This is a genomic window from Spiroplasma endosymbiont of Eupeodes luniger (assembly GCF_964019525.1).
In the GTDB taxonomy this organism is placed as follows: domain Bacteria; phylum Bacillota_I; class Bacilli_A; order Mycoplasmatales; family Nriv7; genus Nriv7.
Map to the genome: position 1 here is coordinate 282,704 of NZ_OZ026453.1, position 15,691 is coordinate 298,394.

Genomic DNA, 15,691 nt, shown 5'->3' on the forward strand with positions numbered 1-15,691 from the left:
ATGAGTGTAAAAAATTAATGATTTAATCCAATGGAGGCTATTAAAATGTTAAGAACTAAATTTACTATTGAGATTGAACGCTTGAAAAAAAATATTATTGAATTATTTAATTTAACAATGAAACAACATAAAGAAGTTATTAAGGCTTTAGAAGAAGAAAGCATTAATAAATGTAAAATAATTGTTGCGAATGATAATAATATTAACAAATTTTATGCTGAAATTTTAGATAGTGCCATTTGAAGAATTGCTAAGCAACAACCAGTTGCTAGCGATTTACGCCATATTATTGGCTATATGTCAATTGCCAAAGAATTAGAAAGAATTTCTGATTATGCTCGTAACATTGCTAATTTTTATTTAAAATCTAACCCACCACTTAAATATAGTAAATATATTGGTCAATTATCTAAAAAAGTCTTAAAAATTATGCAGTTTATTATTAAAGTTCTTGCTGATGAAACACAATGAGGTAAGAAAATTATTCAAACTATTGTTAAATTAGATGATATTGTTGATAGTGAATATAATGATATTAATACTTTGCTAATTGATTTAGTTTTAGATAATGTTACTGAAGATAAAATATGAATTTATACAGGAATTATGCAACAATTAAAATATTTAGAGCGAGCTGGTGATCATTTAGTTAATATTGCTGAAACTTTACTATTTATTTCTCAGGGAACTCATTATGAATCAGGAAGATAGTATTAGGACAAGTTTTGGTAATAAAGCATTTAGAAAGAACTTATATAAAATTTATGATAGTTAATGAATCAATAAAAGATTAATATTGTTATTTTTAAAATATCTAGTAATTTTTATTAGACTTCTTGCGATACCTTTTTTATTAAAATATTCTTATAAAATATAATTTATGAGGATATCAAAATATGAACAATAATAAATTTAATACTCTTAATGATAAAGAATGGTTAAGAATAACAGGAATAAAAAAATCCACTTTTAATAAAATGTTAGATATTTTACAAGTAGCTGAAATAGAAAAATTTAAAAAAGGTGGTAAAACTAATAAATTATCACTAGAAAATAGATTATTGATGACTTTATCATATTGACGAGAATATCAGACTTATTTTCATCTTGGTAAAAATTTCGGAATTAGTGAAGCTAATTGTTATCGCAATATCAAGTGAATTGAAGATATTTTAATTAAAAACTCTGATTTTCAACAACTTGCTGGTAAAAAAGCACTAATAAATGATTATTTTAATGATAAAACTATTATTATTGATGCTACCGAAACTCCAATCCAACGCCCAAAAAAAGACAAAAACAATCTTATTCTGGTAAAAAGAAAAAACACACCATTAAAACACAAGTAATTATCGAACAAGAAACCAGAAAAATTATTGCAACAAGTTTTTCACTTGGGAAAAAACATGATTATGCTTTATTTAAAGAATCAAAAATCCCAATTTTAAAAAATACCAAATTAATAGTTGATAGTGGTTATCAAGGAATACAAAAAATTCACAATAATGTTCTAATACCTACAAAGAAAACAAAGAAAAACCATTTAAATAAAGCACAAAAACAACATAATAGACTAGTTTCAAAAATGAGAATTATTATTGAAAATATTTTTGCTATTCTTAAAAAATTTAAAATTATGACAGAAAAATATCGTAATCGTAGAAAAAGATTTGGTTTAAGATTTAATTTAATTGCCTCAATTTATAATTTGTAATTATTAATTTAACATAAAAGATTTATTTAAAATTAAAGAATTTAAATAATAAATTCGTTTTTTGTTGTGGCAAAATATTAATTTTTTAGATAAAAGACATAATTAATTAAAATTATATTTTTCTATTACTGTCTTTTTACAAATATTTGTAATTTTTTTAATAGGTTATGCAAGAAGTCTAGTAAAGAAAAATGTCTTTTTTATTTATAGAAGGAGACATTTTATTGTTTTAAAATTAAATGTTTAGAAAATAATGTAGAATAGAAATTTATATTAGATTGTTAATGATAATATTAATTTATAAAATTAAAAAAAGAAAGGATTTAACTAATGTCATTTATAATTCAATGTCCACATTGTCATCAAGAAATTACCGAAAAAGATTTTGAAAAGAGTCATCAAGCAGTATCATATTTACAACAATTTTTTAATCGTAAGGAGAAAGAATATTGTGATAAGTTAAAAAATCAATTAGATGCTGATTTTCAAAAACAAAAAGCAATAGAAATTACTAGTGTAGTAAATGAAAAAGAAAATGAGTGAAATAAGCAACACGATAATGAATTGCATAAAATAAAAGAAGCCCATCAACAAATTTTAGATGGTTTAAACCAACAATTAAATGATGCTAAGAGCAATTTAAAATCCCAAGAAGAAACAAAAAAGGCTGATATTGAAGTTTCTATTTTGAAAGAAAAAAGCAATATTGAAGAACAAAAACAAAAAGAAATTGCTGATATTAAAGATAATTATCAAAAGATAATTGATGAGTTAAATTCTAAAATAAAAGATTTAGATATTAATGCATCTCAACTAGAAAAATTGTTTACAGAAAAAGAACTTGAAATTACTAAAAATAAACAACAAGAAATTGATTTATTAAAGGATAAAATTAGTATTTTAGAAACCGAAAAGGAAAAAAAGGAAGCAGATATTAAGGTTATTTTGGCTGAAAAAGAAAAAGAGTGAAGTAATTTACAACAAAATAAGTTGGATACTTTAAATAAAGACTATCAGAAAAATATTAATGATTTACAAGAGAAAAATCATCTATTAGATATGTTAGTTAAAACTAATGATGCTAAGGTCGAAGCATTAGTAGCAAAAAAAGAAACTGAAATTATTAATTCTAAACAAGAAGAAATTAATAAGTTAATTGATGAAAATAATAAATTAATACTTAAATGAGAACAAGGACGAAATATTAGACCAGCAATTTCGGGAGCTAATTTAGAAAATGATTTTGCAGGTAAAATGCCATCGTTTTTCCCAAATGACCATTTTGAAAAAACAACTAAAGCCATTAATGGTAATAAACCTGATTTTAGGTTAGGAGTTTTGAATGATGAAGAGGATAATAAAGTAGTTGGTAATATTTTATTTGAGTTAAAAAATCAAGAAAAATTAGATAGTAAATGAGAGGAAAAATTAGCAATTGAATTAAAAGATTGAAAAGCTAGGTTTGGCATTATTGTTTGAGCTTATTCTAAAGCACCATTTAGTCGTTCTTCAAAATATCGTGATATTTTTATTATTAATACTGACCTTGAAGTTATTGCATTAATTGTTAATATTTTAAAAATTTTAATTAAAAAAGAGTTTGCTTTATCATTACAATCTTCAACTAATAAAAATGATCAGAAATTTAAAGAACGCTTTAAAATTTGATTTCAAGATGAATTTAGTCCTTTAATTAGTAAAGCGATGAAAGAGTTTGGTGATTTTGAAAAGCATATTAAAAAAATTCAAAATTCTAATGAGAAATTAAAAGGCGTTAAAAAGAAATTAGAAGAAATATTAATTGCTAAAATTGAGGATTCTTTAAAAAAATTATTGTAATTTTAAAAGACTTCTTGTAGTTAAGACAACAACAAGAAGTTTTTATTGAAAAATTTTTAATTTTTGTAAATAACTAGTAAAATTAATAGTGAAAGTAAGTCTAAGGAGAGAAATGTATGGAATATAAAGCCCCCCGAGGTACTAATGATATTTTACCAATCCAAAGTAAACAACGATATCAGTTACAACAAATTTTACGAGATATTGTTAAAAAATATAATTATGAAGAAATTAGTACGCCGATATTTGAACAGTATGAATTATTTCAAAGAACTGTTGGTGTTAATAGCGATATTGTTAGTAAAGAAATGTTTAACTTTCAAGATAAAAAAGGTCGTGAATTAGCACTTCGTCCTGAAAATACAGCGCCAATTGTTAGAGCAATAATTGAAAATAAATTAGTTGATGTTTTAGGATTACCTTTAAAATTATTTTACTATGGACATATGTTTCGCTATGAGCGACCACAACGAGGGCGTCAAAGACAATTTACGCAATTTGGTGTGGAAGTTTTTGGTAAAAAAACTATTTATTTAGATGCTGAAATTATTTGTTTAGCAATGGATATTGTTAAATCGTTAAAGATTAATAATATTTTTCTTAAAATAAATTTTTTAGGAGCAAAAGCAACCCAAAATAAATATCAACAAATTTTAAAAACATTTTTACAAGATATGAGCACAACATTATGTGCGGATTGTCAAAGAAGAATTACTAAAAATACCTTGAGAGTATTAGATTGTAAAATTGATCAAAATATTAAAAATTTACCAATAATTAGTGAAACTTATTCTATTGAAGAAAATGAATATTTTGCAAGGTTAATAAAGTTATTGGATAATTTAAAAGTTAAATATGAGATTGATAGTAAATTAGTTCGTGGTTTAGACTATTATAATGATACTGTTTTTGAAATTATTAGTTTAGAGAAGGGTGTTGAAGGACAGAATACATTAATTGGTGGTGGTCGTTATGATAATTTAGTTGAAGAATTATCAAAAAATCAAAAATCAGTTCCAGCAATTGGTTTTGCAATCGGAATTGAAAGATTACTTAATGCTGCTGAAAATCATTCAGACTTTATTAAAAAAATGCTTCCATTGGTTGATGTATACATTATTGCTTTAACCGCTACTGGTTATGAATTAGCAACTAATGTATTATTAACTTTAAGAAGTAATAATTTTATTAGTGATATGGATTATGAACAAAGGAATATTAAGGCTCAGTTTAATGTTGTTTCTAAATTAGATTGTCGTTTTGTTATTATTATTGGTGATAACGAAGTTAAAGAGAGTAATTTAACTATTAAAAATCAGCAAACTAAGGTAGAAGAAAAGATTAGTATTAATGAATTAATTAATTATTTGAATGCAAATAAGGGAGATAAATAATGAGAAGTCATAATTGTGGTGAATTAAGAGAAGAAAATGTTAATTTAGAAGTTAACCTTTGTGGTTGAGTTCATACAATTCGTAAACTTAATAATTTAATATTTTTAGATTTACGCGATCGTTATGGAATGACGCAAATTATAATTAATAGTGAAAATCCTAACTATGTTCTTGCTAAAAGTTTAAGTACTGATGATGTTATTAAAGTTGATGGTAGGGTAGTGCTTCGTAAATCTAAAAATAATAATTTATCAACAGGAAATATTGAAATTATTTGTACTAATTTAGAGTTAATAAATAAATCACAAGTATCACCATTAGATAATGAAAGTTTAGAGGGAAAGCGTTTAGAATATCGGTTTTTAGATTTACGAACACAAGTAATGCAAGATAAAATAGTTTTGCGTCATCAAGTTATGCAAATAGTGCGTAATTTTTTAAATAATAATAATTTTTTAGAAATTGAAACGCCAATTTTAGCAAGCACAACTCCCGAAGGGGCAAGAGACTATTTAGTTCCGGCAAGAAATCAAAAAGGACATTTTTATGCGTTACCACAGTCACCACAAATATTTAAGCAATTATTAATGGTTGGTGGTTATGATCGTTATTATCAAATTGCTCGTTGTTTTCGGGATGAAGATTTAAGAAGTGATCGCCAACCAGAATTTAGTCAATTAGATTTAGAAATGAGTTTTATTGAACAAAAGGATATTATTAGTCTTTTAGAGCAAATGATGCAGGAAATAATGTTAAAAACTAAAAACATTAATTTAAAAATACCTTTTTTACAATTAGATTATGAAGTAGTAATTGATTTATATGGTAGTGATAAACCAGATTTACGATATGATTTAAAACTTATTGACCTTAGTTTAATAAATACTAGTAGTAAAAAGAAAACTACTAAAGCAATTGTTGTTTCTCAGTTATTAACTGATTTACAATTAGCAGACCTAAAAGTTATTGTTAGTCAATATCAGGCGGGGCAGTTAGAATATATTACTTATGACAATAAAGTTATTGCTTCAGAGTTATTATCTAATAATGCTGAAGTTATCATTAATCATTTAGCAATTAGTAATCAAGCAACAGTTTTAATGATTACAAATGATTATGAATTGGCTTGCAATACAATGGGAGCCATAAGACAGGCGATTGCTAAACAATTAAATCTTTTTACTAATGAAGATTATCAATTTTTATGAGTTGTAAATTGACCATTATTTGTTTATGATAATGAAAACAAAAAATTTGTTGCTGCCCATCATCCCTTTACGCGCCCTAATATTAAAGATGAAATTGATTTTACTAGTAATCCGATGTTAGTCAAGTCTCAGGCTTATGATTTAGTATTGAATGGTTATGAAGTTGGTGGTGGTTCAATACGAATTCATAGTCTTGAAATGCAACAAAAAATGTTAGAGTTTTTACAAGTTTCTGTTGAAGAACAAAAGGAAAAATTTGGTTTTCTTTTGAATGCTTTATCCTATGGAGCACCAATTCATGGTGGTATTGCTTTGGGATTAGATCGTTTAATAATGTTATTAAGTAATAGTCATAGTATTCGTGATGTAATTGCTTTTCCTAAGAATACTAAGGGTAGTGATATGTTAACGCACGCTCCTAGCGTTGTTAAACAAGAACAATTGGACATTTTGGGCTTAAATGTGGTAAATAGTTAGTAAAATATAGGTATTTTATGGAAAATATATTAAAATAAGTATGGTGAAAAGTAACAAGGAGGAATAATATGTCACAAAACCAATTTCAAAATGAAAACGATGATTATAATCGTGAGCAGTCAATTAATACTATTAAGATGTTAGGTGTTGAAGCTGTCAATCAAGCTAATTCAGGGCATCCGGGAATTGTTTTAGGAGCAGCACCAATGAGTTATGCACTATTTAGTGAACATTTATATTGTAATCCGCAAGACCCTCAATGAATTAATCGTGATCGTTTTATTTTATCAGCTGGACATGGATCAGCATTATTGTATGCATTATTACATTTAAGTGGTTATGATATTAGTATTGATGAAGTTAAAAATTTTCGGCAATTGCATTCAATTACTCCTGGACATCCAGAAAGAAATTTAACACCTGGTGTTGAAGCAACAACGGGACCATTAGGACAAGGATTAGCAATGGGTGTTGGTTGTGATTTAGTAAGGACTTTTCTGGCACATAAATATAATAAACCTGATTTTAATATTTTTGACTATCATACTTATATTATTTGTAGTGATGGTGATTTACAAGAAGGAATTAGTCAAGAAGCTATTAGTTTAGCAGGTCATTTAAAATTAAGTAATTTAATTGTTTTATATGACTCTAATGATATTCAATTAGATGGCCCAGTAAGTTTATCACAAAGTGAAAATACAAAACAGCGGTTTTTAAGTGCTAATTGAAATTATATTTTAGTTACTGCGGGTAGTGACTTTAAAGCAATTAGTCAAGCAATAAGACAAGCTAAAGCGGAAACTGAAAAACCAACCTTAATTGAAATTAAAACTATAATTGGTGTTGGGGCTTCAAAAGCAGGAACTAGCAGTGTTCACGGTGCCCCTTTAGGTAATGATATTATTAAATTAAAAGAAAATTTAAAGTGAGATTATGAACCATTTTTTGTTCCTGATGATGTAAAAAATGATTTTAAAGTTAGAGTTGTACAAAGAGGCCAACAACAACAAAAAATTTGAAATCAAATGTGAACTGAATATGCTAATAAATATGTTACTGAATATAAGGAAATTAATGATACTTTATATCATAACTATAATTTTACTGCTGATGATTTTCAAGATATTTTAATTAAACAAGATCTGGCAACAAGAGATTGTTCATCAATGGTATTAAAAACTATTAGTAAAAAATTACCATTATTTATTGGCGGTAGTGCTGATTTATCATCATCAACAAAAGTTTTAGGAAGTGATGGATACTTTGCATCTAATAATTTACAAGGTCGTAATATTATGTTTGGTGTTCGCGAATTTGGAATGGGTTCTATTAGTAATGGGATGCTATTACAAAAAACTGTTCGCTCATTTGTTGCTACTTTTTTAATTTTTAGTGATTATATGAAACCTGCAATTCGTTTAGCTTCATTAATGGAAATTCCTAATATTTTTGTTTTTAGTCACGATTCAATTGCTGTTGGTGAAGATGGACCAACCCATCAACCTGTAGAACAAATTTCAATGTTAAGAGCATTACCTAACTTAAATGTTTTTCGTCCTTGTGATATGAAAGAAACGATTGCTAGTTATATTTGTGCATTGAACAGTAAAGATAAACCAACAGCCATTTTAGTTTCGCGACAAAATTTACCGCAAATTATTTCTAGTGATGTGGATAAAGCATTAAAGGGCGGATATATTATTAGTCCTGAAAAATCACAATTAGAATTAATAATTATTGCTACGGGTAGTGAAGTGCAATTAGCATTAAAAGTTCAGCAACAATTACAAAAAGAAAATATTAATACTATTCGTGTTGTTTCTATGCCGTCAACAACTGTTTTTGATTGTCAAGATGTGACCTATAAGTTAGAAGTGCTTCCACAATCTGTTAAAAAGATAAGTTTAGAAATGGCTTCAACTTGAGGATGACATAAATATGTTGATAATGGGATAACTTTTGGTATTGACAGATTTGGAATATCCGCACCAATGCAGGATATAATGAATGAATTAGGATTTACTGTTGATAATATTGTATTACAAGTTAAGCAGTTATTACAAAAAGATAATATAAAGGAGAAAAGATAAAATGCCTTGATGAGCAGGATTGTTAATTGGTCTTGTTGGCGGTTTAGTAATAGGAGGGTTATTAGCATTTTTAATATCTAAAAAGATGTTTGAAAAGCAATTAAGAGATAATCCACCGGTTAATGAAAAAATGATTCGAGCAATGTATATGCAAATGGGAAGAAAACCTTCCGAATCACAAATTAAAGCTGTGATGAATGCGATGCGTCGTAATCAAAAAAAACCTTAGAACTAATAAAATAACTTTTTAAACTGCCATTATATGGCAGTTTTTATATGTCAAATTTAGTTTGCAATAAAATACTATAAAAATTATTTTTGCTAATAATGATGTGATCAACAAATTCAATTTTTAAAACTTTAGCAATATAAATTAAAGCGTTTGTTGTTTCAATATCATGTTTACTAGGTGAACTATCATTATTAGGGTGATTATGTGCACAAATAATTTTTTGGGCATGATTTTTTAAAACGAGGTAATATATATCTTTTGGATCAATTGAAATTTGATTAATTGTTCCTTGATATACAAGTTGTTTAAAAATAATACGATTATTATTATTTAATAAAATTAAATAAAAATTTTCGGTATTTAAATTACTTACTTCAATAATGAAGTAAGTAAAAAATATCATACGGATTATTAATTCTAATAATTTTATTGTTAGCAATGTTAATATTTATTCGTTGATATAACTCAAAACTTGCTAATAACTCAATAGCCTTAACTTTTCCAATTCCTTTAATAACGGTTAACGCTAATTGTAAAACATTTTGTTTTTTATTACCAGTTCGTAATAGTAATGCAAGAAGTTCGTTATTACTTAAATTTTTAATGCCATTTTTTCACGCTTTTTCTCGTGGTCGTTCATTAATGGGAATGTCATTAAATTTCATAAAATGGTGGCAAAATCTTATTATATAAATTTTGGAGTTTTTCTAATTTTGCTTCTAAATTTTTAATATTTGTCTCATCACGATTATTTCATCCGACTTTAAAACCACCAGGGAGCCCAATATCGGCTTGCTGAGCATTAAAAAGATTTTTAATTACTGGAATAGCTAGACCAAGTAATGCTCCACCAATAAGAAATGAAGCAATGGCACCGCCGGTTTTAGAAATCATTTCTTCTTCTGATAATTGTTTTAGTTTCATAATAACCTCCTTTCATAATTTATATTCGTTTGATAACAAATAATTTCCTTGTGATTTATTTATCTTGTAATTTTTAATCATTTATTACATAATATAATCAATTAAAAATATCTGAATTATTTAGTTTTCATAAGAAGTTAAAAATAATCATAAATTTAGTGATTACTTTTTATTTTGTATTTAATAGACTTCTTGCGATACCTTTTTTATTAAAATATTCTTATAAAATATAATTTATGAGGATATCAAAATATGAACAATAATAAATTTAATACTCTTAATGATAAAGAATGGTTAAGATTAACAGGAATAAAAAAATCCACTTTTAATAAAATGTTAGATATTTTACAAGTAGCTGAAATAGAAAAATTTAAAAAAGGTGGTAAAACTAATAAATTATCACTAGAAAATAGATTATTGATGACTTTATCATATTGACGAGAATATCAGACTTATTTTCATCTTGGTAAAAATTTCGGAATTAGTGAAGCTAATTGTTATCGGAATATCAAGTGAATTGAAGATATTTTAATTAAAAACTCTGATTTTCAACAACTTGCTGGTAAAAAAGCACTAATAAATAGACTTCTTGCATAACCTATTAAAAAAATTACAAATATTTGTAAAAAGACAGTAATAGAAAAATATAATTTTAATTAATTATGTCTTTTATCTAAAAAATTAATATTTTGCCACAACAAAAAATGAATTTATTATTTAAATTCTTTAATTTTAAATAAATCTTTTATGTTAAATTAATAATTGCAAATTATAAATTGAGGCAATTAAATTAAATCTTAAACCAAATCTTTTTCTACGATTACGATATTTTTCTGTCATAATTTTAAATTTTTTAAGAATAGCAAAAATATTTTCAATAATAATTTTCATTTTTGAAACTAGTCTATTATGTTGTTTTTGTGCTTTATTTAAATGGTTTTTCTTTGTTTTCTTTGTAGGTATTAGAACATTATTGTGAATTTTTTGTATTCCTTGATAACCACTATCAACTATTAATTTGGTATTTTTTAAAATTGGGATTTTTGATTCTTTAAATAAAGCATAATCATGTTTTTTCCCAAGTGAAAAACTTGTTGCAATAATTTTTCTGGTTTCTTGTTCGATAATTACTTGTGTTTTAATGGTGTGTTTTTTCTTTTTACCAGAATAAGATTGTTTTTGTCTTTTTTTGGGCGTTGGATTGGAGTTTCGGTAGCATCAATAATAATAGTTTTATCATTAAAATAATCATTTATTAGTGCTTTTTTACCAGCAAGTTGTTGAAAATCAGAGGTTTTAATTAAAATATCTTCAATTCACTTGATATTCCGATAACAATTAGCTTCACTAATTCCGAAATTTTTACCAAGATGAAAATAAGTCTGATATTCTCGTCAATATGATAAAGTCATCAATAATCTATTTTCTAGTGATAATTTATTAGTTTTACCACCTTTTTTAAATTTTTCTATTTCAGCTACTTGTAAAATATCTAACATTTTATTAAAAGTGGATTTTTTTATTCCTGTTAATCTTAACCATTCTTTATCATTAAGAGTATTAAATTTATTATTGTTCATATTTTGATATCCTCATAAATTATATTTTATAAGAATATTTTAATAAAAAAGGTATCGCAAGAAGTCTATTTAAAGAATCAAAAATCCCAATTTTAAAAAATACCAAATTAATAGTTGATAGTGGTTATCAAGGAATACAAAAAATTCACAATAATGTTCTAATACCTACAAAGAAAACAAAGAAAAACCATTTAAATAAAGCACAAAAACAACATAATAGACTAGTTTCAAAAATGAAAATTATTATTGAAAATATTTTTGCTATTCTTAAAAAATTTAAAATTATGACAGAAAAATATCGTAATCGTAGAAAAAGATTTGGTTTAAGATTTAATTTAATTGCCTCAATTTATAATTTGCAATTATTAATTTAACATAAAAGATTTATTTAAAATTAAAGAATTTAAATAATAAATTCGTTTTTTGTTGTGGCAAAATATTAATTTTTTAGATAAAAGACATAATTAATTAAAATTATATTTTTCTATTACTGTCTTTTTACAAATATTTGTAATTTTTTTAATAGGTTATGCAAGAAGTCTAATATCGTTCTAATATATAAACAACAACTACAAACAAATATTAGAACGTTTCATCAATGGTTTTTGCAATTTCGTAAAACAGTAGAACAAATCCACAAATTGGAATTAGAAAAAAATTTTAGAAAATATATTGATTTCATATTTAGCATTAGAAAATTAATTAAGTTTTAAAAATAAATTCTGAAAAAGGCAAAACAGAAAAAAACCAATAAAATTGCAGGATATCATTTTCCTTGTTCCTAATAATAACAGTGATAATAAGAAATTATTATTATCCATTATTATTAGAATTTTTAATTATTTTTTCTTTTTCTTAAAATACTCCTAAATTATAAAAAGATGTAATTTGTTGCTATTTGTTGTAAAATTAATAGGGAAAGTTAATAAAATTGAGAAGGTGAAATTGATGAAAGGACGAGTTGTTATTGGTATGAGTGGAGGAGTGGATTCTTCCATTGCGGCATATTTATTAAAACAACAAGGATATGATGTTATTGGATTATTTATGCGTAATTGAGATTCATTAGTAAATAATGATATTTTAGGAAATAAATCTATTAATGATGCTATTTGTCCAATGCAAGTTGATTATTTAGATGCTAAAAAAGTTGCTGAACAATTAAATATTGATTTATATCGTATTAATTTTGTTGAGGAATATTGACAATATGTGTTTACTTATTTTTTAGAAGAATATAAAAAAGGACGCACCCCTAATCCTGATATATTGTGTAATAAATATATTAAATTTTCTGCTTTTTTAAATTATGCATTGGAAAATTTAAATGCTGATTATATTGCTATGGGACATTATGCTAAAGTTAAATATAATGATGAAACAAAAAAATATGAATTATTAAAAGCAAAAGATGAAACAAAAGATCAAACTTATTTTTTATCACAATTAAATCAAGAACAGTTAGCAAAAACTATTTTTCCTTTAGGCGATATTAAAAAAGTAGAAGTTAGGCAATTAGCTAAGAAATTAAATTTAGTAACAGCTAATAAAAAAGATTCAACAGGAATTTGTTTTATTGGTAAAAGGAATTTTAAACAATTTTTACAAAATTATATTCCTGCCCAAGTTGGTAATATTGTTGATATTAAAAGTAATAAAGTTATTGGGACGCATCAAGGGATTATGTATTATACGATTGGTCAAAGAAAAGGCATTGATTTATCAGGAATGAATAATCGTTATTTTGTTGTTGGTAAAGATTATCATCAAAAAATTCTTTTTGTTGCTAGTGGCAGTGATAAGGAATGATTATGAGCTAATGGTTGTTTAGTTACTGATGTTAACTGAATTAATAATTCTTTACCATTATTAAATTTACCGATTACAGCAAAGTTTCGTTATCAACAAATTTCTTATGATGTTAAATTATTATTATTAGATAATAATTGTGTTAATGTTGTTATTGCAAATAAGGTAAGAGCTCTTACTCCAGGGCAAGTTGCAGTATTTTATCAAGGTGATGTTTGTTTAGGTAGTGGAGTAATTGATCAAGTATTTAATGATGATAAATTATTAAATTATTTATAAGTTATCCATATTAGGAGGATTTAATGTTAAAAAAATTAAAAGATAAAATTTTATCTAAAAGCTCTTTAAAATATGAAAAAGGGTTGAATAAATCCCGAAAATCTTTTTTACAAAAATTACAGATTTTAGTTACTAAGCATCGTGTTATTGATGAAACATATTTTGAAGAATTAGAAAATACATTAATTTTAGCTGATGTTGGTGTTAAAATGGCATTGCAAATTGTTAATGAAATTAAAAATGAAGTTAGAATTAATAATATTAAGGATTCTGAAATAATTAATGAACTTATTATTGATAAGATGTTTGCTATTTATGCTAGTAATTCGTTTATTACAACAACTTTAAATATTTTGGATAATCAATTAAATGTTATTTTGGTTGTTGGTGTTAATGGTGCTGGTAAAACAACATCAATTGCTAAATTAGCTTATTTGCTATTACAACAAAATAAAAAAGTTTTATTAGTAGCAGGGGATACTTTTAGAGCTGGTGCTGTTGAACAATTATGGCAATGAGCAAAACGCTTGCAAGTGCCAATTGTGGTGCCTAGTAAAGAACAACAAGACCCTGCTAGTGTTATTTATACGGGTATTAAAAAAGGTCAAGAATTAGAAGTTGATGTTGTTCTTTGTGATAGTGCGGGCAGGTTACAAACTAAAACTAATTTAATGAATGAATTAAATAAAATATATAAAGTTATTCAAAAGGTAATCATTGATGCCCCCCATGAAACATTATTAGTAGTTGATGCCACAACGGGGCAAAATGGCATTTCCCAAGCACAAAATTTTACCGAAGTAGCCCCAGTTACGGGGATTATTTTAACCAAGATGGATGGTTCTTCTAAGGGAGGAATTATCTTAGCGATTAAAGAAAGTTTAAATATTCCTGTAAAATATATTGGTCTTGGTGAAAAACTTGATGACTTGGAAGAATTTGATTTAGAACAATATATTCAAGGATTAACAGCAAAAGAAGTTACGAGTAGATAGGATAAGGATGAAAATGTGAGATCTTAGTAAGACTAATGAATTAAATTTATTATATGATTTATATAGTAAGTTATTAACACCGAAACAGCAAAAATACTTTTCGCTTTATTTAATGGAAAATTTTTCATTACAAGAGATTGCTAATGAATTAAATGTTTCGCGTAGTGCTGTTCACGATGCGATTAGTAAGATAATTAATAGCCTAAATACTTATGAAGAAAAGATGCAGTTATTAACAAAAGATATTCGTCGGAAAAGATTATATGCATATTATGAAAATGAAACGGAAGCAAATGTAGAAATGTTAATTGCTGAGTTAAGAAAAATTGATTAGAAAGAAGAAAAAATATGAATATTTTAGTTATTGGTGATATTTATGGTCAAGTTGGTCGTAGTATTTTAGAAGAATATTTAGCATCATTAAGAAAAGATTATCAAATTGATTTTGTCATTGTTAATGGAGAAAATATTAGTCATGGAAAATCAATGATTAAAGAGCATTATTATTTTTTAAAGCGAATTAATGTTGATGTGATTACGGGTGGTAATCATACATTTGATAAGCCGGATATGTTAGATTTAATCGTTGATAATGATGATATTTTACGACCATTAAATAGTAATCCCTACCATTCTGGTAAAGGTTCTTCAATATTTACTGTTAAAGATAAGAAAATTCGCGTTACCAATTTAATTGGTAGTGTTTTTATGCGTTCATCACAAAATGCATATTTTGAAATGGATACGCTCTTAAAAGAAGATGATAGTGATATTCACTTAGTTGATTACCATGCTGAAGCAAGTGCTGAAAAAATTGCTTTAGCTTGAAATTATGATGGTAAGATTACAGCATTATGAGGAACGCATACGCATGTACAAACTAATGATGCGAGAATTTTGCCAAAAGGAACCGGATTTATTACTGATATTGGAATGACGGGAGCTTATTATTCAATTATTGGTGCTAATCCAACAGAAGTTATTTATCGTCAGAAAAATAATTTGCCAATTAAATTTAAACCAGTAATTGGTGAGGGGCAAATTAATGGTATTGTTTTATTTATTGATGATATTACTAATAAAGTTATAAAAATTGAAAATATTAATATTAATCCACACAAAGAATATCCTAAGGTTATTAAATAAT

General features: G+C 25.6%; 19 protein-coding genes. 14 read left to right on the plus strand and 5 right to left on the minus strand.

The features are described 5' to 3' along the window. The first annotated feature begins 45 nt into the window (after window positions 1-45). The 8 genes from phoU to AACK86_RS01730 all read left to right on the plus strand — a co-directional run bounded on the left by phoU (window position 46) and on the right by AACK86_RS01730 (window position 8,954). On the plus strand, window positions 46-711 hold the full coding sequence (phoU, locus tag AACK86_RS01700) for a phosphate signaling complex protein PhoU (protein ID WP_338982227.1): 666 nt from the start codon (window positions 46-48) through the stop codon (window positions 709-711). Between the two features lie 185 nt (window positions 712-896). Next, on the plus strand, window positions 897-1,349 hold the full coding sequence (locus AACK86_RS06925) for a transposase family protein (protein ID WP_422398258.1): 453 nt from the start codon (window positions 897-899) through the stop codon (window positions 1,347-1,349). Further along, window positions 1,334-1,714 carry a transposase family protein gene (locus AACK86_RS06930; RefSeq protein ID WP_422398324.1) on the plus strand — a complete coding sequence of 127 codons (381 nt, stop codon included), beginning with the start codon at window positions 1,334-1,336 and terminating at the stop codon, window positions 1,712-1,714. The genes AACK86_RS06925 and AACK86_RS06930 overlap by 16 nt, the downstream gene beginning before the upstream one ends. A gap of 330 nt (window positions 1,715-2,044) precedes the next feature. Then, the gene (locus tag AACK86_RS01710; protein WP_338982229.1) at window positions 2,045-3,553 is read left to right on the plus strand and encodes a DUF2130 domain-containing protein; all 1,509 of its coding nucleotides are present in this window, start codon (window positions 2,045-2,047) and stop codon (window positions 3,551-3,553) included. A gap of 116 nt (window positions 3,554-3,669) precedes the next feature. Further along, window positions 3,670-4,947 carry a histidine--tRNA ligase gene (gene hisS, locus AACK86_RS01715; RefSeq protein ID WP_338982230.1) on the plus strand — a complete coding sequence of 426 codons (1,278 nt, stop codon included), beginning with the start codon at window positions 3,670-3,672 and terminating at the stop codon, window positions 4,945-4,947. Beyond that, entirely contained in the window at window positions 4,947-6,632 is a 1,686-nt protein-coding gene (gene aspS / locus AACK86_RS01720; RefSeq protein ID WP_338982231.1) for an aspartate--tRNA ligase, read from the plus strand. The genes hisS and aspS overlap by 1 nt, the downstream gene beginning before the upstream one ends. A gap of 68 nt (window positions 6,633-6,700) precedes the next feature. After that, entirely contained in the window at window positions 6,701-8,725 is a 2,025-nt protein-coding gene (gene tkt / locus AACK86_RS01725; protein ID WP_338982232.1) for a transketolase, read from the plus strand. 1 nt (window position 8,726) lies between these two features. After that, on the plus strand, window positions 8,727-8,954 hold the full coding sequence (locus AACK86_RS01730; protein WP_338967972.1) for a YneF family protein: 228 nt from the start codon (window positions 8,727-8,729) through the stop codon (window positions 8,952-8,954). A gap of 43 nt (window positions 8,955-8,997) precedes the next feature. Here the strand turns inward: AACK86_RS01730 and AACK86_RS01735 are convergent, their stop codons facing one another. Genes AACK86_RS01735 through AACK86_RS01745 form a run of 3 tightly spaced genes read right to left on the minus strand, consistent with a single transcriptional unit; the run spans window position 8,998 to window position 9,881 of the window. Beyond that, the gene (locus tag AACK86_RS01735) at window positions 8,998-9,360 is read right to left on the minus strand and encodes a JAB domain-containing protein (protein ID WP_338982233.1); all 363 of its coding nucleotides are present in this window, start codon (window positions 9,358-9,360) and stop codon (window positions 8,998-9,000) included. After that, window positions 9,323-9,622, minus strand: coding sequence for a UPF0758 domain-containing protein (locus AACK86_RS01740; RefSeq protein ID WP_338982234.1), 300 nt, complete (start codon window positions 9,620-9,622; stop codon window positions 9,323-9,325). The genes AACK86_RS01735 and AACK86_RS01740 overlap by 38 nt, the downstream gene beginning before the upstream one ends. After that, a complete protein-coding gene (locus AACK86_RS01745) occupies window positions 9,612-9,881 on the minus strand; it encodes a hypothetical protein (protein WP_338982235.1) in 270 nt (89 codons plus the stop codon). The genes AACK86_RS01740 and AACK86_RS01745 overlap by 11 nt, the downstream gene beginning before the upstream one ends. Before the next feature lie 252 nt (window positions 9,882-10,133). On the opposite strand from AACK86_RS01745, the gene AACK86_RS01750 reads away from it, so the two are divergent. Next, entirely contained in the window at window positions 10,134-10,478 is a 345-nt protein-coding gene (locus tag AACK86_RS01750) for a transposase family protein (RefSeq protein WP_338982236.1), read from the plus strand. 153 nt (window positions 10,479-10,631) lie between these two features. Here the strand turns inward: AACK86_RS01750 and AACK86_RS06935 are convergent, their stop codons facing one another. Further along, window positions 10,632-11,024 carry a transposase family protein gene (locus tag AACK86_RS06935; RefSeq protein ID WP_422398325.1) on the minus strand — a complete coding sequence of 131 codons (393 nt, stop codon included), beginning with the start codon at window positions 11,022-11,024 and terminating at the stop codon, window positions 10,632-10,634. After that, on the minus strand, window positions 11,009-11,461 hold the full coding sequence (locus tag AACK86_RS06940) for a transposase family protein (RefSeq protein ID WP_422398268.1): 453 nt from the start codon (window positions 11,459-11,461) through the stop codon (window positions 11,009-11,011). Before AACK86_RS06940 ends, AACK86_RS06935 begins: the two co-directional genes overlap by 16 nt. 110 nt (window positions 11,462-11,571) lie before the next feature. Between AACK86_RS06940 and AACK86_RS01760 the strand changes: the two genes are divergently transcribed. From AACK86_RS01760 to AACK86_RS01780, 5 genes are all read left to right on the plus strand, one after another. After that, a complete protein-coding gene (locus AACK86_RS01760; RefSeq protein ID WP_422398326.1) occupies window positions 11,572-11,835 on the plus strand; it encodes a transposase family protein in 264 nt (87 codons plus the stop codon). 574 nt (window positions 11,836-12,409) lie between these two features. Further along, a complete protein-coding gene (gene mnmA / locus AACK86_RS01765; protein ID WP_338982238.1) occupies window positions 12,410-13,549 on the plus strand; it encodes a tRNA 2-thiouridine(34) synthase MnmA in 1,140 nt (379 codons plus the stop codon). Window positions 13,550-13,572: 23 nt separating this feature from the next. After that, complete coding sequence (gene ftsY / locus AACK86_RS01770) at window positions 13,573-14,544, plus strand: signal recognition particle-docking protein FtsY (protein ID WP_338982239.1); 972 nt, start codon at window positions 13,573-13,575, stop codon at window positions 14,542-14,544. A 7-nt stretch (window positions 14,545-14,551) separates the two neighbouring features. Beyond that, window positions 14,552-14,878, plus strand: coding sequence for a YlxM family DNA-binding protein (ylxM, locus tag AACK86_RS01775; RefSeq protein ID WP_338982240.1), 327 nt, complete (start codon window positions 14,552-14,554; stop codon window positions 14,876-14,878). A 14-nt stretch (window positions 14,879-14,892) separates the two neighbouring features. Next, the gene (locus AACK86_RS01780) at window positions 14,893-15,690 is read left to right on the plus strand and encodes a TIGR00282 family metallophosphoesterase (RefSeq protein WP_338982241.1); all 798 of its coding nucleotides are present in this window, start codon (window positions 14,893-14,895) and stop codon (window positions 15,688-15,690) included. Window position 15,691: the final 1 nt, after the last annotated feature.